Origin of the sequence: Rothia koreensis (genome assembly GCF_052232265.1) — a bacterium.
Lineage (GTDB): Bacteria > Actinomycetota > Actinomycetes > Actinomycetales > Micrococcaceae > Rothia > Rothia koreensis.
In genome coordinates this window covers 2,193,834-2,210,476 of sequence record NZ_CP197643.1, presented here as the reverse complement: position 1 = coordinate 2,210,476, position 16,643 = coordinate 2,193,834, and the positions used below count along the sequence as shown (strand labels likewise).

15 protein-coding genes are annotated in these 16,643 nt (G+C 66.4%); 10 read left to right on the top strand and 5 right to left on the bottom strand.

Going from position 1 to position 16,643, the window contains the following annotated elements; translation table 11 throughout:
• Position 1 precedes the first annotated feature (1 nt).
• From ACTSLZ_RS09865 to ACTSLZ_RS09855, 3 genes are all read left to right on the top strand, one after another.
• Positions 2–2,719 carry a bifunctional acetate--CoA ligase family protein/GNAT family N-acetyltransferase gene (locus tag ACTSLZ_RS09865; protein ID WP_443094900.1) on the top strand — a complete coding sequence of 906 codons (2,718 nt, stop codon included), beginning with the start codon at positions 2–4 and terminating at the stop codon, positions 2,717–2,719.
• Positions 2,720–2,848: 129 nt separating this feature from the next.
• On the top strand, positions 2,849–3,448 hold the full coding sequence (locus tag ACTSLZ_RS09860; RefSeq protein ID WP_129315810.1) for a DUF5998 family protein: 600 nt from the start codon (positions 2,849–2,851) through the stop codon (positions 3,446–3,448).
• Positions 3,448–4,689, top strand: a complete 1,242-nt coding sequence (locus ACTSLZ_RS09855; protein WP_397556039.1) for an alkaline phosphatase family protein — start codon at positions 3,448–3,450, stop codon at positions 4,687–4,689. The genes ACTSLZ_RS09860 and ACTSLZ_RS09855 overlap by 1 nt, the downstream gene beginning before the upstream one ends.
• Positions 4,690–4,725: 36 nt before the next feature.
• On the opposite strand, the gene ACTSLZ_RS09850 is transcribed toward ACTSLZ_RS09855, so the two are convergent.
• Both ACTSLZ_RS09850 and sepH read right to left on the bottom strand, forming a co-directional pair.
• Positions 4,726–6,114, bottom strand: a complete 1,389-nt coding sequence (locus tag ACTSLZ_RS09850) for a hypothetical protein (protein ID WP_443094899.1) — start codon at positions 6,112–6,114, stop codon at positions 4,726–4,728.
• Positions 6,115–6,220: 106 nt separating this feature from the next.
• A complete protein-coding gene (gene sepH / locus ACTSLZ_RS09845; RefSeq protein ID WP_443094898.1) occupies positions 6,221–7,369 on the bottom strand; it encodes a septation protein SepH in 1,149 nt (382 codons plus the stop codon).
• A gap of 310 nt (positions 7,370–7,679) precedes the next feature.
• Between sepH and ACTSLZ_RS09840 the strand changes: the two genes are divergently transcribed.
• On the top strand, positions 7,680–7,979 hold the full coding sequence (locus ACTSLZ_RS09840) for a DUF4193 domain-containing protein (protein ID WP_129315806.1): 300 nt from the start codon (positions 7,680–7,682) through the stop codon (positions 7,977–7,979).
• 131 nt (positions 7,980–8,110) lie between these two features.
• Here the strand turns inward: ACTSLZ_RS09840 and ACTSLZ_RS09835 are convergent, their stop codons facing one another.
• The gene (locus ACTSLZ_RS09835) at positions 8,111–8,674 is read right to left on the bottom strand and encodes a DUF3093 domain-containing protein (protein WP_129315805.1); all 564 of its coding nucleotides are present in this window, start codon (positions 8,672–8,674) and stop codon (positions 8,111–8,113) included.
• Positions 8,675–8,848: 174 nt separating this feature from the next.
• Between ACTSLZ_RS09835 and dut the strand changes: the two genes are divergently transcribed.
• The 4 genes from dut to ACTSLZ_RS09815 are packed head-to-tail and all read left to right on the top strand — an operon-like array spanning position 8,849 to position 11,341.
• Entirely contained in the window at positions 8,849–9,304 is a 456-nt protein-coding gene (dut, locus tag ACTSLZ_RS09830; protein ID WP_129315804.1) for a dUTP diphosphatase, read from the top strand.
• Positions 9,305–9,315: 11 nt separating this feature from the next.
• Positions 9,316–10,155: a DUF3710 domain-containing protein gene (locus ACTSLZ_RS09825; RefSeq protein ID WP_156265376.1), complete on the top strand. Its 840-nt coding sequence runs from the start codon at positions 9,316–9,318 to the stop codon at positions 10,153–10,155.
• Complete coding sequence (locus ACTSLZ_RS09820) at positions 10,148–10,582, top strand: hypothetical protein (RefSeq protein ID WP_443094897.1); 435 nt, start codon at positions 10,148–10,150, stop codon at positions 10,580–10,582. Before ACTSLZ_RS09825 ends, ACTSLZ_RS09820 begins: the two co-directional genes overlap by 8 nt.
• A gap of 21 nt (positions 10,583–10,603) precedes the next feature.
• Positions 10,604–11,341, top strand: coding sequence for a DUF3159 domain-containing protein (locus ACTSLZ_RS09815; RefSeq protein ID WP_443094896.1), 738 nt, complete (start codon positions 10,604–10,606; stop codon positions 11,339–11,341).
• A gap of 34 nt (positions 11,342–11,375) precedes the next feature.
• Here ACTSLZ_RS09815 and ACTSLZ_RS09810 read toward each other — a convergent pair whose 3' ends face one another.
• Together ACTSLZ_RS09810 and ACTSLZ_RS09805 are read right to left on the bottom strand one after the other, a co-directional pair.
• The gene (locus ACTSLZ_RS09810) at positions 11,376–12,122 is read right to left on the bottom strand and encodes a potassium channel family protein (RefSeq protein WP_443094895.1); all 747 of its coding nucleotides are present in this window, start codon (positions 12,120–12,122) and stop codon (positions 11,376–11,378) included.
• A 1-nt stretch (position 12,123) separates the two neighbouring features.
• Positions 12,124–12,927, bottom strand: coding sequence for a potassium channel family protein (locus tag ACTSLZ_RS09805; RefSeq protein WP_129315799.1), 804 nt, complete (start codon positions 12,925–12,927; stop codon positions 12,124–12,126).
• Between the two features lie 122 nt (positions 12,928–13,049).
• On the opposite strand from ACTSLZ_RS09805, the gene ACTSLZ_RS09800 reads away from it, so the two are divergent.
• Positions 13,050–15,008 carry an APC family permease gene (locus ACTSLZ_RS09800; RefSeq protein ID WP_443094894.1) on the top strand — a complete coding sequence of 653 codons (1,959 nt, stop codon included), beginning with the start codon at positions 13,050–13,052 and terminating at the stop codon, positions 15,006–15,008.
• Positions 15,005–16,468 carry a class I SAM-dependent RNA methyltransferase gene (locus tag ACTSLZ_RS09795; RefSeq protein ID WP_443094893.1) on the top strand — a complete coding sequence of 488 codons (1,464 nt, stop codon included), beginning with the start codon at positions 15,005–15,007 and terminating at the stop codon, positions 16,466–16,468. Before ACTSLZ_RS09800 ends, ACTSLZ_RS09795 begins: the two co-directional genes overlap by 4 nt.
• Positions 16,469–16,643: the final 175 nt, after the last annotated feature.

The following is a 16,643-nucleotide window of genomic DNA, read 5'->3' as shown; positions in this document are numbered from 1 at the left end:
CATGCCCGAAGAGAACGCGTACCCCTCCCACTGGGAAGCCGACGTCGTATTGCGCGATGGCGCGACCGCTCACTTGCGACCCGTGCTCCCGACAGACCAGGACGCACTGGCAGCGATGTATTCCAGGCAGTCCGAACGCACCATCTACCTGCGGTTCTTCACCTACAAGTCCTCTCTGAGCGCGAAGGAGCTCGCACGCTTCACCACGGTCGACCACCAGGACCGCGTCGCCTTCGTGATCATGCTCGGCGCGGAAATGATCGGTATTGGTCGCTTCGACAGGACCAACGACCCTCACGAGGCGGAGGTCGCATTCTTCATTTCGGACGCCCACCACGGCCGGGGCATCGGTTCCATCCTGCTCGAACACCTCGCCGCGGCCGGCCTCGAGCGTGGCATCACCAAATTCTCGGCCGAGGTGCTCCCCGAGAACCGGAAGATGCTCAATGTCTTTTCTGAAGCGGGCTTCGAGGTTGCGCGAGTCTTTGACGACGGCGTCGTCATGGTCAACTTCGATATCGACCCCACGGAGAAGTCACGCGAGGTCATGGCCTCCCGCGAGCACCGTGCCGAGGCGAAATCGGTCTCTTCGCTGATCGCACCGAGGTCGATCGCGGTGATCGGTGCCTCCCGGGATTGGAGCCAGGTCGGTCACGAGATCCTGGTCAATGTGGTCGAGGGCGGTTTCGCGGGACCGGTCTACGGGATCAATCCGGAAGCCTTCGAACTTGCGGGCATGAAAGCCTACCCGAGCATCGGCCAGGTTCCGGAGCCCGTGGATCTCGCGATCATCACGGTTCCGATCTCCGAAGTGGCGGGCGTGGTCGAGGAATGCGGGCGCGCGGGGGTCCGCGGTGTCTGCATCGTCACGGGAGGGTATGCCGACGACGGCGCCCGGGGGCGCACCCGGCAGCAGTCTTTGGTCCGTACCGCGCGCAGCTACGGCATGCGGGTCATCGGTCCCGCGTCCTTGGGCCTGATCAACACCGACCCGGCGGTCTCGTTGAACGCGTCCTTGAGCCCTTCGCCCCCGACGCCGGGAGGGTTGGGGCTCTTCAGCCAGTCCGCCGCCATCGGGGTGTTGCTGTACACCTCGGCCCGCCGGCGGGACCTCGGATTCTCCACGATTCTCTCCGGCGGGAACCGTGCGGATGTTTCCGGGAACGACATGATGCAGTACTGGGAGGACGACGGCCGGACCACCGCGTGCTGCATGTACCTCGAGTCGATCGGCAACCCGCGCAAGTTCTCGCGCATCGCCCGGCGCCTGGCCAGGACCAAGCCGGTCATCGTGGCCAAATCGGATGTCACCGGGGTCCAGTTGCCACCCGGGCACACGGGGCGCACCAGCTCGGCCCCGCCGGAAGCCCTCAACGCGATGTTCCGCCAGTCGGGTGTGATTCGGGCCGAGACTTCGGAACACCTGATGGACATTGCACAGCTCGTGGTCTCCCAGCCTTTGCCCCGGGGACGGCGGGTCGCCGTCTTCTCGAACGCCTTCGCCCTGGGCAGGGTCATTTCGGATGCTTGCGCGAGCTACGGGGTCGAGGCAACGCACACCGAGCACGTCCTGGACACGGCGAGCCCGGACATCGACATCCTCGACATGATTCGGGATTCCGTTCTGACCGCGTTGCGCTCCTCCGACGTCGATGCCGCGGTGGCCTCCTTCCTGCCGTCGCCTTTTGTCGGACAGGACGAGATCACCGAGGTGCTTGCCGATTGCGGCGTCGAGACCGGCAAGCCCGTTCTCGCGGCCTACACCGGCGTCGTCGAACCCACGGATTATCAGCGCGGGATCTGTCCCTGCCCGCGCACGTGGACGGGGGCGGACGGGGAAGAGTCCCTCACCTATCCGGGCGTTCCCTGCTATGAGAGCCCGGGCGCGGCCATCGGGGCGTTGGCCGCGGTCATGGACTACATGGCATGGCGGGCCCAGGAGGGCGTCTTCGTCGCCGAGATCGAGGGCACGAACGCGAAGGAAGTCGACCGGCAGATCCAGAGGCTCAGCCCTCGGATTCCCGGTGAAGGACTTCTGGAACTCTCCCCATCCGATGCCGCGGACATGCTCTCCGAATACGGCATCTCCGTCCTGGAATCCGTCCCTTTCGAAACCAAGGAAAAGGCGGTGGAAGCCGCCGACAGACTCGGGTATCCGGTGGCCCTCAAAGCGATCGACCCGACCATGCGGCATCGAATCGACCTCGGGGGAGTGAGGCTCGGCATCGAGGACCAAGAAACCCTCCTCCGGGACATCGACCTGATGCACCGGACGCTGGCCACATACGGTGACTTCGACCTCGAGGTCCAGAGCATGGCTCCCACCGGTCAGAACTGCGTGATCCGGGCGATGGAAGATCCCCTGCTCGGACCGGTCCTGTCCTTCGGAATCGCCGGAGACACCGTGAACCTGCTGGACGACTGGGCGCATCGCGTGCCGCCGCTGACCCAGCGCGACGTCGAGAAGCTGGTCAGATCCCCGAAGGCGGCACGAAAGCTCTTCGGGTACGACGGTCTGCCGCCGGTTGCCGTGGAACTTCTCGAGGACCTGATCCGACGCGTGGCGGAGCTCAAGGACCGGCACCCCGAAATCGCCCTCCTGGAACTGAATCCCGTGATGATTTCGGAGAATGCCCTGACAGTCCTGGACTGCACGGTCGAACTCGGGAATCCGGAGCAACGGACGGACAGCGCACGCAGGACCATGTCGCGCTCGTGACGACCTCGGTCTGACGGCGCCCGAGTGGGGTCGTAGAATGGGGCGGAAGCGCCCGGGTCCGAGGGCGAAGAATTCCCCGGCCAGGGGAGAGACGGCCCCGCGTCGTCGTCGAACATCGAGAGCGAGTGCATGGCTGAGTCAGGAAATATGGGCAAGTATCTGGACCGCGACATCGTCAATGCGGGGTTCTACCCCCAATTGGTCAGTGACGTGGTGCGGGACGCCCTGGACGGGCAAATCCCGTCCTCGCACCTGGTCCACTTGGAGACGCACTTCGACCAGACCGAGGTCCACCGCCACGTGACCGTGCTGGCCCTGGCGGGCGACATCGTCCAGATCACCCACGTGGACGACCAGTCCTTGGACGAGGACGGTAACCAGGTCGTGGCTCACGTCTCGACCGAAACGGTCCCGGTCCGCAACCTGACCTCGGTGACTCTGTCCTACGCCTATCGCCAGCCGCAGAACTACACCCCCGATTCCCTGGCCGCGGAGGTGACGCTGATGATGTCCTGGACGGGCAGCCATCGGCTGGACCTCCAGCCCGCGGGCTGCTCCGACCCCCAGTGCGAGGCCGACCACGGGTACACGGGGGTCGCCGCACGGGAAGACGTCGTCCTCCGAATCTCTGCGGAGGCCGATGGCCAACAGGCCGTGCAGGACGCCAAGGAATTCGCGCGAGCCCTCCGTCGAGCCAATACCGCCCTCTCTGGGACCTCGCACTCCTGATGACGACGCAACACCCGAGCTCGGGACCCACGGGGCAGGACCTGACCGGCCGGACATTCCCGCCCCCGCCCCGGTACGGTCGCAACTCGATCGGGGACGTGCTGTCCTCGGCCGCCTCGATGTACCGACCCGTCGCTGACTCTTCTCGACGCGCGGAATTCCCCGATGCTCTCGGACTGGGCACCAGGTTGGCCGACCGGGGCCGCAAAGGTCCTTTCCGGAACGTGTGCGTTGTCCTCGTCGACGGTCTGGGCAGCGCGCTCCTGTCACGCAGCGCCGGGCACGCCCCGAATCTCCGGAAGTCCATGGATCTCGGTGATCTGGACGCCGCCCTGCCCTCGACCACGGCGGCTTCCTTGGCCGTGCTGGGCACTGGACTTCCCCCGGGCCAGACCGGAATGGTGGGGTACGACGTCGTCGACCCCGAACGCGACGTCGTGGTCAACCAGCTGTCGGGATGGGACCCCGCGGTGGACCCGCTGCAATGGCAGCCCCATGCCACGGTCTTCGAGCGACTGGAAGGCATGGGAGATGCGGTGACCGTATCGATGCCCGCGTACGAAGGCAGCGCCCTGACCCGGGCAGCCTTGCGCGGAGGCCGGTTTGTCGGCGCAGGATCCACCCTGGCGCGGATCAGCCAGGCGTCCGAAATCCTGCGCCAACGCACCCCGACCTTCATGTACCTGTACTGGGGAGAGCTGGATCAGGCGGGGCACAAGCACGGGTGCACGTCAGAACGCTGGCTCGAGTCCCTCGAGGAGCTCGACCACGGCCTCAAGAGGCTCACCTCCCGTCTCGGCCCGGAAACCCTGGTGCTGCTCACCGCGGACCACGGCATGGTCGACATACCCTCCGAGGACCGGGTGGACTACTCACAATTCCCCGACTTGGTCGACGGCGTCAGGCTCACCGCCGGAGAGCCCAGGATGGTGCAGCTGCATCTCGAGGATCCCGAAGACGCCGATGCCCGGGCGAGACTCTCGACCGCCTGGGCGAATCGCTTCGGGGACCGCGCGTGGGTCCTGGACAGGGACCACCTGATCGCGGCGGGGTACTTCGGTCACGACGTCCGCCCGGAAGTGCGGGACCGTATAGGGGACCTCATCATTGCCGCCCACGGCTCGCTGGCCCTGTTCGACCTGCGCCGCTCCAACCCTGGGGCACTGTCCATGGTCGGACAGCACGGCTCATGGACGGACGACGAAAGATTCGTTCCCCTGAGAGCGTGGACGGGGGCCTGATTCCCGCGGAGACGGGCCGCTACCAGGCCGAACGGCTCAGCGGTTCGGACCCGCTGACCCGCCATTGCCCTGGCCGTTGCCGGAACTACCGCCGGGCTGGCCAGGATTCGAAGGCTGGGGTGGTTGCGTGGGAGCCTGTGTCGGTTCCTGAGTGGGAGGTTGCGTCGGTTCCTGGGTCGGCTCCTGCGTGGGTTCCTGAGTAGGTTCTTGCGTCGGCTCCTGCGTGGGTTCCTGAGTAGGTTCCTGGGTCGGCTCCTGCGTGGGTTCCTGGGTCGGCTCCTGGGTGGGCTGTTGCGTCGGTTCCTGGGTCGGAGCCGGCGGCGCTTGCGTCGGAGCAACCGTCGGTGGCGCCTGGGTTACCTGACCGTACGGATCGGTCGGTTCCGGCTGCTGCTCGATCACGGTGGGCGTCGGAGCCGGAGCAGGGCTCGACCATGCGGGCTTGGACCAGGAGCTCGAGGGCGTCGAGGACGTCGACGAGGGCGACGCTGTCGTGGCGGTCCCCTTGGGGTTGTCGTCATCGGAGTTGAGTACGGCGATCGTGGCCCCGCCTCCGATCACGGCGATGCCCAGGACGGCCGCTCCTGCCCACAGCAGAGGACCCTTCCGCGAAGGACGCTCGTCCTCCGAGTCAGGTGCATCGTGGGCAGCGGCCGACGCGCCGGCCCCACCGGCACCCGCCGCGGCGGTCGCCGCAATGGAATCATCGCCCTCGGAGTCCTCGTGGTGGATCCAACCGGTGGGTTCACCGGGGCTGACCGGGACGATGGGACCCGTGGGGGTGGCATCCGTCGGTTCGTTCCCGTCCGCGTGCCTGCCAGCCGCCGCTGCACCCGCGGCGCCGGCACCCGCGGCTGCCGCTCCCGCACCGGCGGCCGGAGCAGAGCCGGAACCGGACGAGCTCGCGCCGTCCGAGGAGCCAGAATTCTGTGAGGAGGTGCGAGGGGCTTGCCCCTCGGTCAGGGCGGCCAGCCTGCGACGTCGCTGTTCCTCGGCGGCCGCTGCCTCACGACGGCGCTCCTGCTCGATCCGCTCCTGCCGCCGGCGCTCGCGCTTGGACTGCGGCAACGTCGCGTCGGAGAAGAGCTCGTCGTTGAGGCTCTGCATGGGTTCGGTTTCGAGGGCATTGTGGGCCTGGGTCTGCTCGACGTATTCGTACCCTGGCGCCAGCTCCTGGGTTGCCCCCGTGGTCGGCGCGTTCGAGGATTCGTCCGAAGAAGTCTCGGTGACGGGAGATTCGGGAGACGACGTCTCGGCCGACTCCGTCGAAGCCTTGTCGCGTTCAGGGCCGTTGCCGGACACATCGGACGCGGGATTCGAATGATCGGTGCCCTTGGCCGCCTGATCCTTCGATCCCTGTACATTCTGGGGGAGCGATGAGTCGGTGCCGCTCCCCGGACGTGCCTTGCGGCGCTTCTTCCCCATGAAAACCTTTGTGCGTTGCGTGCCGTAACAAGTTCATGACTACCTGTAACACACAAAATACCGTGCGCCGGTCGCTATGGCGAGTCCGGTGACGAATTCTTCGTCATCACTCCTTGGGGCGCTGTTGCCCGAAGAGGATGTCGTCCCAGCTCGGCACGGAGGGGCGGCCGGAGCGCGACTTGCCGGGGCGTTGCCCCTCGGATCCTTGCCCTGTGGAGCCACCAGGCTGCTCGGAGTCCGTACCTTCGTCGGTCAGTGTGCCCTGTCCCGGAAGCTCCTGGGTCAGTCCCGAGACCCGACGGTCGCTGGCCGGGTCGCTGCCGGCGGGGGTTCCCCGGCGCGATTCGAGTTCGTCCAGGAGGCTCTCGGTGGGGCTCGGTTCGTCCGCGCCCACGGCCCGCAGGTGATTGCGCGGTCCCTGGGCGTCGTCGTCCTCATCGGACGCGGAATCCTCGCCGGCAGGGCCCGCGGTCGAGGCGTCGTCGTCGTCCTCCTCCTCCGTCAAGGAATCGGGTGCGACGTCGGTCGATGCGAGGGAACCCTCGTCCGTCGGCGATTCGACGGATTCTTGATCGGGGTCCTGGTCCGCTTCGGTCTCGAGCGCGGGCTCGTCGTCGAGCTCTTCGAGGGCCTCTTCCTCTTCGGCACCGTGCGGGCGACCCATCAGGAACTCGGCCACGGCGTTGCCGGCAACGACCGTCTGGTTCGCTGGGTTGTACACGAAGCGCGCGGGAAAATCGGCCCCGGAGGGAATCTGGGAGAGCGCGGTCTGGGAGTAATCGACCGAAACAGTCACGTTCCACTGTCCGTCCTCGCGCTGCCACGCATTCCACTGGGCATCGCCTTCAGCGAAGTTCCAGTCCTCGCGCACACCGACGACTTGGTCATGGAGCGTTTTGCGGCCCCTGGACGCGGGGTCGAGGGGACGGACGACGACGTTGCGAGCGGCGGTCACGATATGGGCGCGTTCGGCCAGGATCGGCCACTCGTACCGGCGCACGCGCTCTGGCTTCCACCCTGACTCAGCGACGATCTCATCGACGCTCGCGCCCTGCCTGAATCGGGTCTGGATATCGCGGGGGCCGTAATCGCCCCGTCCGCTGAGTCCGCGAGGGGTCTGTGCTCTCTTGGCCTTGACCACCGCATTGCGCAGGCTGTTGTCGATGACGACACGGTATCGGTGCTCACCGTCCGGAGACTCGAGAACGAGGTGCTCGCCGTCGTCTTGGACTCCCACGAAAGTCAGCCGATCCATCAGTTCTCCTTAGTGATACCGCTTGCGACGCGTGCACGACCAGGCCATTCGCGCCCATTGCTCCTGACAGAATACCGCCTTGCGGTCTTGTGGCCAGACACCCCGCGACCCGAAGAATCCGCTCACAGTAAAATCGGCTGGACATCGCGGGGCCCGATAGTGAACAATCATCGCGATACCGGCACGCATCGAGTTCTGTTTATCTCTCATGAGCTGGCCAACAGGTGCCCACACCGGTACAAGAACCACACGATGATCGGCACGGCCGTGTGGGCGTGCTGAGAGCTACCGACGAAAGCGTGACAGAAACATGGCTACCGATTACGACGCCCCGCGCAAGCAAGACGAAGAAAGCAGCTCGGACTCCATTGAGGAGCTGAAGTCGCACCGAAGCGACCAGCAGTCCAACGTTGTGGACGAGGACGAGAACGCTGCCGCCGAGAGCTTCGAGCTTCCGGGAGCGGACCTCTCGCACGAAGAACTCTCCGTGGTCGTTCTTCCGGCCCAGCAGGACGAGTTCACCTGTGCATCCTGCTTCCTTGTGCGCCACCGTTCGCAGATTGCCCGCGAGGAAGGCGGGCTCTACTACTGCATCGAGTGCGAGGCGTAGGGCGCGGCTGACGGCGCGGAACGCGCGAGACGTTGACAAAGGGGAGGACCGAGAAGGTCCTCCCCTTTGTGCATCCGCTACCGGCCGTGCATCCGCGACCGGCGGTGCGTCCGCTACCGGCTGTGCATCCGCTACCGGCCCTCGTCGTCGTCGGGCTCGACGACGCTCTGATCCACCTCCGGCGTACGCACCGCCTGGTGCTCCGGGTCCGACCCCAGGACCAGGGCCAATTCCTCCGGGCGTCGAGAATTCGTGAGCCAGTACGGCGTCGGGTCTGCCGGGTCCACCAGGTGAATCCTGGCCACTGGGGAGACCCACGGGCGGAAATTCATGTAGGCCCGACCATCGGCGCCGGGTCCGCACGCGATGCGGGCGTTCTCCCCGCGGAAAACCTCGACCGTGCCCACGTAGTCGCGTTCGATGTGTGCCCGACCGACCTGGAGGGAATCCTCGGTGACCTCGAGGACCGGCGAGGACGAATAGAGAATCAGGCCGAGGGTGGCCGCCAGGACGATGGCCACCAGGATCGCTATGGGCACATTGATCGGCGCGCCGACGGCGAAACACGCGAAGCCGAAGACGACCACGCAGATCCACACACCGATCGACGGGTAGAGCTTTTCGTGGAATTCGACGGCGGATGGGGCTCCGAAGCCGGCGGGATCGTCGGAATTCGGGGAGACGGAGTCAGACATGTCCACCAGAATACGCGTCGGAGCCGGGCCCCCGGTACTCGAAAGTGGGCGAGGACTCAGCCAGTGCCCGGCCGCAGCCGTTACAGTGGCCTAGGGCGAAGCGGTCCCACCGGCACGGACTTGCGTCCGGCACGGGCGGTTGCCGCACGCCGAACAACTGCCACCGACCCAGGAATGACGAGCATGCTGCCGACCGTTGACGTCAAGATCACGCTGCTGGACCCGGAGCTGCCGGCTCCCTCGTATGCCCAGGACGGCGACGCCGGAGCCGACCTGAGGTCCCGGGAGGATCTGTCCTTGCGGCCCGGCGAGCGGGCCCTGGTGCGGACCGGGGTGGCGATAGCTCTGCCCGACGGATACGTGGGACTGGTCCACCCGCGATCCGGGCTTGCCGCGAAGTCAGGCATTACGATCGTGAACGCTCCCGGCACCGTCGATTCGGGCTACCGCGGCGAACTGATGGTGACTTTGCTCAACACGGACCAGAATGAGCCCTATGACATCCATCGTGGCGACCGGATCGCGCAACTCGTGATCCAGAAGTACGAGCACGCGGCCTTCGAGGTCGTGGAAGAGTTGCCGAGCTCCGAGCGGGGAACCGCGGGGTTCGGCTCGACAGGAAGCCTTTAGAAAGGACAATCGTGCTGGGATTCGGAAAGAAGAAACAGAACACCGAAGCCTCCGAGGACAAGTCGTCCGAGGACGTCGGCGAGGCCACGACCGAGCAGGCGCCCGCGCCGGCTGTCGAGGACGAGAAACGCCCCGACCGTGACTTGATCAATGCCAAGGCCGACAAGGACATTGATCAGGCGGAGGCCGCCGCAGCGGCGGCCGAAGAGGGCAACACCGAAGAGACTTCACGATCGGTCACCGGTCCGTTCGACGTGTCCGAGATCGAAACCGACGAGACCTACATCGATCTCGGTGGGTTGCGCATCAAGCCGGAGGAGTCCGTGAGCATGCGCATCGACGTGGATCAGAAGAACCAGTCCGTCGTTTCCGTGACATTCCAGAAGGACGGGGCGATTCTGCAGGTCCAACCGTTCGCTGCGCCCAAGAGTCGGGGCCTCTGGTCGGAGATCCGGACCGAACTCGCGAAGTCCGTTCGTGACCAGAACGGCGTCGTCGACATCCTGGACGGCACACTCGGTCGACAGGTCATCGCGAAACTGCCCGCGTCGTTGCCCAATGGGGACCGCGGCTACCGCGTGGCCCGATTCGTGGGCGTCGACGGGCCCCGCTGGTTCCTGCGCGGAGTGTTCTCCGGCGACGCCGCGGTCAAGCGCAGCGCCGCTCGGGACATGGAGCGTGTCTTCCGCAGCCTGGTCGTGGTCCGGGGGAACAACCCCATGGCGCCCCGGGATCTCCTGCCGCTCCGGATTCCCGACAACGCCGTCCCGCGCGACCAGGCCGCAGAAACCCCGGCGAAACCGGGCAACGAGGTGCCGGAACGAGGCCCGGAGATCACCCAGATTGGCTGAATCGCCCTCGGTCCACCGGCCCGCGGACCGCGACGGCCGGGAGCCGGCCAGGATCCGGGTTCTCGTGGAAGGGCGCATCAGCGAAGTTCGCATCCGTCCGCGGAACGAACTGCCCAGGTACGAGGCCGAGGTGGATATTACCGCGAGCTACCGGGCCGTCTCCTCGGACGTGCGCGGACGCTTGCCGCGCGGCTCGGTGACGGCACCGACGTCGGCCATCGCGATGGACATGCCGCACCTGGATGACGACGACGCCCCACTCGGCCCCGGGACGCACGTCCGACTCGTGTGGCACGGCCAGCGCACGGTTCCCGGGATCGGCGCGGGCACACGATTGCGGTGCTCCGGCCTGCTGGCCTCCGTATCGGGGGCGCCAGTCATCTACAATCCTCGGTACGAAATCGTGTCCCGCCACCAAGAACTGTAGAAGAGCGGAGAGCATCACCACATGCAGAACAACAACGGCGAGTCTTCACGCCGACCGGACGACTCCGAGCGACCCGGCGGCTCGCCGTCCTTCGGGCAGCAGATGGCTGCCGCGTACGACAAATCCGGAGCCTTCAGGCGGGACGAGCACGGGCAGATCGATGTCATGCACGCGATCGGCGGACTCCGCGGTCTGCTCGAGGCGGTCCTGCCCTCGATCGCGTATCTGGTCAGCTTCGTGATCACGTCCTCGCTGGGCCTTTCCCTGGCGATCGCGATCGGTCTGGCCGTGGTCCTGTCGATCATCCGGTTCATCACCGGCGGCCAGAAGATCCAGGCCTTTTCCGGGGCCGTGGGCGTGCTGATCTGCGCGTTCTTCGCACACGCCGGAGGCAAGCCGATCGACTACTACGTCGTCGGGTTCTGGACCAACGGCGCGTACGCCGTGGGCCTGGCCCTGTCGATGCTCTTCCGGTGGCCCCTGCTCGGCGTCGTCTACGGAATGCTCCGCGGCGAGGAGACGGGATGGCGCAAGCGTCGGGAGCGGATGCGGGTCTACCAGCTGGCAACCGGGGTTCTGGCCGCGATGTTCGCGCTGCGCCTGGCCGTGCAGTTGCCGCTCTTCTTCGCCGAGAATCTTCCCGCACTGGGGATCACACGACTGGTCATGGGCATCCCGCTCTACGCGTTCTGCCTCTGGTTCACGTGGATGATGACCAGGACCAAGGAATCCGTGGCGCGGAGCGACGAACCGGCCTAGCCGTACGCCGCTCGCCGACGGCGTGAGGGTGCCATCAGAGTTCCTGGCCGTGGGCCGTCTCGTCCAGACCGGGCTCTTCGGCAACGAGATCTTGGTCCTGCACGACGGGTTCCTCCTGAGCCTGCTCCGCGTTGAACAGGGAACGCAGGTCCTGTTCTCCGGCGGGCGTGGTGATCAGGAAGAGTTCGTCCTCGCCTTCCAGGACGTCGTCGCCCGTGGGGGTCACGGGGATCCCGTCGCGGAGAATCGCCACGAGCGTGGTCTCGGCCGGCCACTCGACGGACTCGACGGTCGAGCCGATGAATGCGTGATCGGTGGGCACGGTGTATTCGATGAGCGTCGCCCCGCCCGCCTGGAGGTCCAGCAGACGCACGACGTCTCCGACCTCCACGGCTTCCTCGACCAACGCTGTCATGAGCCGCGGCGTCGACACGGCGACGTCGACGCCCCACGCGTCGTCGAAGAGCCACTCGTTCTTCGGGTTGTTGACCCGCCCCACGGTTCGAGGCACACCGAATTCGGAACGGGCCAGGAGCGAGACGACCAGGTTGGTCTTGTCGTCGCCGGTCGCGGCCACGATCACGTCGGCCGTTTCGGGTTCCGCCTGGCGCAGCACGGACAGCTCGCACGCGTCGCCGATCAACCAGGTGGCACCCCGGAGATCGGAGCGGCCGATGGCCTCCGGCTTTTCGTCGAGAATCGTCACTCGATGGCCGTGGCCCAGTAGCTCGAAAGCAATGGACGATCCCACGGAACCCGCGCCCACGATGAGAACCTGCACGTCACTCCTCCTCTTCGCCGCGCTGCAACCCGGACTCGGGGGAGTCGTCGCGGCGGATCGCTTCTTCGGTTCGCTCGACGGTGGACGCCGGCTTGCCCCAGGACCGCTGGCTGAGGCGCGGTTCGAAGGGTTCGTCCTCGAGGTCTCCCGGCGGGGAGGACAGCACCCGTGCCACGGCGTTCATTTCCTGGGTACGGATCATCGCGTGCACGACGTCGCCCTGCTGAAAGCTGGTGTCCGGGCCGGGAAGCATGCCCTCGCCGAAACGGGTGATGAACGCGATGCGGACGTCCGCCGCCTCCTCGATATCGGTGAGGGAATGGCCGGTCCAGTCCTCGTGCAATTGCAATTCGGCAAGAACCAGGCGGCCCGAGGCCTCGCGGTAGTCACCGGTCATGGACTGCTCGGGCAGGATTCGGCGCAGAACCTGGTCGGTGCTCCAACGGACGGCCGCGACCGTGGGGATCCCGAGGCGTTGGAAGAACTCGGCCCGATTCGGGTCGTTGATGCGGGCGACCACGTGGGCGACCTTGAAGGTCTCCCGTGCCACACGGGAGGCGAGGATATTCGAATTGTCCCCGTTCGACACGGCCGCGAAAGCGTACGCGTGCTCGATATCGGCCCGCTTGAGCGTCTCCCGGTCGAAACCGACGCCCTTGACCTTTTTGCCGTCGAAATCCTTCCGGAGCCTTCGGAACGCGCGTTCGTCCTGATCAATCACGGCCACGGTGTGTCCCGCGGCCTCGAGGGAGTGGGCGAGCATGACTCCGACTCGTCCGGCGCCCATAATCACGAAGTGAGGCACGGTGCATTGGCTCCTGAAGGTCGCGGGGGCTGGGGAAGCGTTCGCTTCTCGACCCAGTCGTTCTCCTCACCAGGGTAATGCACCCGCTTCCGTCAGGTCGCGGTGGGGTAGCGTATGGCATTGTGCAATCACTACCAACGCGCACTCGGCGGGCCCTCCTCGGGGCGCCCAAGGAGACGGAGCAGATCCGTGGCCTGACGTTGCCCAAACGCGCGGCACTGCCGATCTTCGGGGCCGACGGCTTCTCCGCGATCGCCTACGCGCCCGACGAGATCATGATGGTGCTGGCCCTTGCGGGGTCGGCGGGACTCGTCATGTCCCCGTGGGTCGGCGTGGGCGTGGCGGTGACTCTTCTGCTGGTGATCGGCACCTATCGCTACAACATTCGCGACGTCGCCGCGTCGGGCGGCGACTATCACGTGGTCAGCGACCGCCTCGGCCCGAGGACGGGCGCGGCGGCCGGGGCCAGCCTGCTCTTCGACTTCGTCCTGACCGTCGCCGTGTCCGTCTCTTCGGCGTCGTCCTACGTGACCACTCTGATCCCGGTTCTTGCGGGACACCGGGTTGTCGTGGCCGTGCTCCTGGTCGTCGCTCTGACCCTGATCTACGTTCGGGGACTGCACTTCAAGGGGCGGATTGCCCTCCTCCCGGCACTGCTCTTCGTACTCTGCCTCGTGGCGGTCTTGGGAATCGGGATCATCGAGTCCTGGTTCGGTGCCCTGGACGCGGCTCCCAGCGCCGGGTTCCACGTCAGGCCCGAAACGGCCGAATCGAATTCCCTCACCGGTTTTGGGCTGCTCCTCCTGGTGGCACGGTCCTTCTCATCGGGCGCCGTGACCCTGACCGGTGTCGAGTCAGTCAGCAATTCGGTCCGGTTCTTCCGGGCACCGAAGGCCCGCAACGCGGCATACAGCCTCGTGGCGATGGGGCTTTCGACCGCCGTCGCCCTGGTGGGCATCCTCTACCTCGCGGACGCGAGCGGCGCCGTCGTGACGCTCGATTCCTCGCAACTGGTGATCAATGGTCACGCGATGACCGAGGACTACCCACAGATGCCCGTGCTGGCGCAGGTCGCCCAAGCCGTCACGGGACACAACATCCTGCTCGGCGTCTTCCTGGCCAGCACGGTGCTGTTCCTCCTGCTGGCTCCGGCCGCAGCCTACGCGGGTTTCCCGATTCTGGCCTCGACCATGGCCGAGAAGGGCTACCTGCCGGTGCACTTCCGGGCCAGGAGCAACAGGTCGCTGTACGCCAACGGTGAGCTCGTTCTGGGAGCCGCCACCGTGGTGGTGGTCCTCGCTTTCCGAGCGGACGTCAACGATCTGATCCAGCTGTATGTGGTCGGCGTCCTGTTCTCGATGTCTCTGACCCAGGCGGCCGTGTTCCTGAGCAGGCACCAGGAAATTCGAGTGGTTCTCGCGAGGCTGCCGCGACGTCGTCTCCTGCGGGACCAGGTCGTGACCATGATCGGCCTGGTGGCCACGGTTCTCGCGACCGTCGTCGTTCTGGTGACCAAATTGGCGCAAGGAGCCTGGGTCACGGTACTGGTTGTCGGGTTCCTCACCCTGGCAACTCTGGCCATCAAGAAGCACTACACCACCATCGACCAGGAGCTTGCCGTGAAGCAGAAGAACCCGCTCAAGGCCCTTCCCTCGCGGGTCCACGCGATGGTCGTCGTGCCACGACTGCGGAAGCCCGCGCTCAGGGCGCTGGCCTACGCCCGGGCCACCCGCCCGTCGACGATCGAAGGGCTCGTGCTCAACGTGGACGAGGCGGAGACACGGAAGATCCGGCAACTGTGGGACAAATACGAAGTCCCCGTCCCGCTGACGATCCTCGCCTCGCCCTTCCGCGACCCGGTCACTCCGGTCGTCGAGCACGTCCGCGAGGTCCGGAAGGCGTCACCGCGCGACGTCGTGATCGTCTACGTACCCGAGTACGTTCTGGAACACTGGTGGGACAAGTTCTTGCACCACCGTTCGGGAAGCAAGATTGCGGCGGCGTTGAGAAGAGAACCCGGGGTCGTCACGGCGATGGTTCCGTGGCGCCTGGGACACGAGGACGAGGAGAAACTATCGTGATCGAACCAGGAGACGAATTCGAGATCGTGACGGACACGATCGCCCATGGTGGGGCGTGCGTCGGACGCCACGAGGGACAGGTCGTTTTCGTCCGCGATGCCGTCCCGGGGGAGCGCCTCCGGGTGCACATCGACTCGATGGGCAAGGGCAATCGGTTCGCTCACGCACACGTGATCGAGGTTCTCGAGCCCTCACCGTCCAGGCGGACTCACCCGTGGCCCGAGGCCGACGCGCTGCTCACCCCACAGCCCGTGGGAGGGGCCGATTACGGCCACATTCTTCCGGACACGCAGACCCGGCTGAAGAAACAGGTCATCGCGGAGCAACTCACCCGGTTGGGTCGCATGGACCCGGAATCGGACCTCCTCCGTGGACTGGTCGTCGATGCCTTGGACCGGACACCGGACGGTGGGTGGCGCACCCGCGTGCACTGGGCCGTCGACGATACCGGTCGGCTCGGCATGCACCCCTACCACGGGGCCGACGTCCTCCCCGTCCAGGAGCTTCCGTTCGCGGTCGAGGCGATCAACGCCCTGCACCTGTGGGAAGGGGAGTGGCGCAACATCCAGCGGGTCGACGTCGCAGCACCGTCGTCGAGCGACCCCGCGCTCGTGGTCCTCACCGCCGCCGAGGGGATCATCCCGGAGGAAATCGTCGACGACGTCGACGTCGAGCTGGCCACGTGTCTCCCGGCCGGCCAGGAGGTTTCGGCAGTCATCGTGCCCGCTCCCGTGTCGGGAAGGCAGCGAGGCGAGAAACCGGAGTCCCAACTCGTGCGTGGGACATCCGAGGTCCACGAGGCCGTCACGGCTCCCGGCGGCGAGAAGCTGATGTTCCGAGTCGGTGCCGGCGGGTTCTGGCAGAACCACGCGAAGGCCCCCGACTGGCTGATGAATACGGTAGCCGAGGCCAGCCGGCTCGAGCCCGGCCAGACGGCATGGGATCTCTACGGTGGCGCGGGGCTGCTCGCCGCCGGTTTGGCCGATCGCGTCGGCGAACGCGGCACGGTCTGGACGGTCGAAGGATCGCCCGTGACCGCGGACGACGCCGCGCACAACTTCTCCCCGGAAGGGCGAGCGCGCACGAGTGGCGCTCGCGATACTGAGGTTGTCGTCACACGATCGGGCGTCGAGCAGGCGCTGCGGCGGTGGGCCGCGGGCGACGGGGGACCACATCGCGGCGGGTCGCGCAGGGGTGGCCCCCGGGTCGACGTGCCCCAGGGCAGCCCGGACGTCGTCGTGCTCGATCCGCCGCGCCAGGGAGCCGGCCGCCGGGTCGTCGAGGTGATTGCGAGCGCGGAACCCTCGCGCATCGTGTACGTCGCGTGCGATCCCGCAGCCCTGGGGCGTGACGCAGGTTTTCTCCGCGACCACGGGTGGGAACCGACGTGGCTTCGCGGGGTCGACATGTACCCGGACACCCATCACGTGGAGACGATCGTGGTCTTCGAAAAGGGCTGAAGGGACGAGGTTCGTCCAGCGCAAAAGGTGTCGTCACATGAGAACACCTCCGAGCCCAGAAGGTAGACTGCAGAACTGAAGGCTTAGTGTCACTGTGTCTCCAAAGGTTTGCATCACACCTAACAACGGCGCTCGGGAAGAGCGCGTCACCGCTAGGACTCACCTGGGGACCTGA

Excerpts from the sequence above, each read along its gene's own strand:
- ACTSLZ_RS09865 (WP_443094900.1), top strand. The coding sequence starts at position 2 with ATGCCCGAAGAGAACGCGTACCCCTCCCACTGGGAAGCCGACGTCGTA.
- ACTSLZ_RS09860 (WP_129315810.1), top strand. The coding sequence starts at position 2,849 with ATGGCTGAGTCAGGAAATATGGGCAAGTATCTGGACCGCGACATCGTC.
- ACTSLZ_RS09855 (WP_397556039.1), top strand. The coding sequence starts at position 3,448 with ATGACGACGCAACACCCGAGCTCGGGACCCACGGGGCAGGACCTGACC.
- ACTSLZ_RS09850 (WP_443094899.1), bottom strand. The coding sequence starts at position 6,114 with ATGGGGAAGAAGCGCCGCAAGGCACGTCCGGGGAGCGGCACCGACTCA.
- sepH (WP_443094898.1), bottom strand. The coding sequence starts at position 7,369 with ATGGATCGGCTGACTTTCGTGGGAGTCCAAGACGACGGCGAGCACCTC.
- ACTSLZ_RS09840 (WP_129315806.1), top strand. The coding sequence starts at position 7,680 with ATGGCTACCGATTACGACGCCCCGCGCAAGCAAGACGAAGAAAGCAGC.
- ACTSLZ_RS09835 (WP_129315805.1), bottom strand. The coding sequence starts at position 8,674 with ATGTCTGACTCCGTCTCCCCGAATTCCGACGATCCCGCCGGCTTCGGA.
- dut (WP_129315804.1), top strand. The coding sequence starts at position 8,849 with ATGACGAGCATGCTGCCGACCGTTGACGTCAAGATCACGCTGCTGGAC.
- ACTSLZ_RS09815 (WP_443094896.1), top strand. The coding sequence starts at position 10,604 with ATGCAGAACAACAACGGCGAGTCTTCACGCCGACCGGACGACTCCGAG.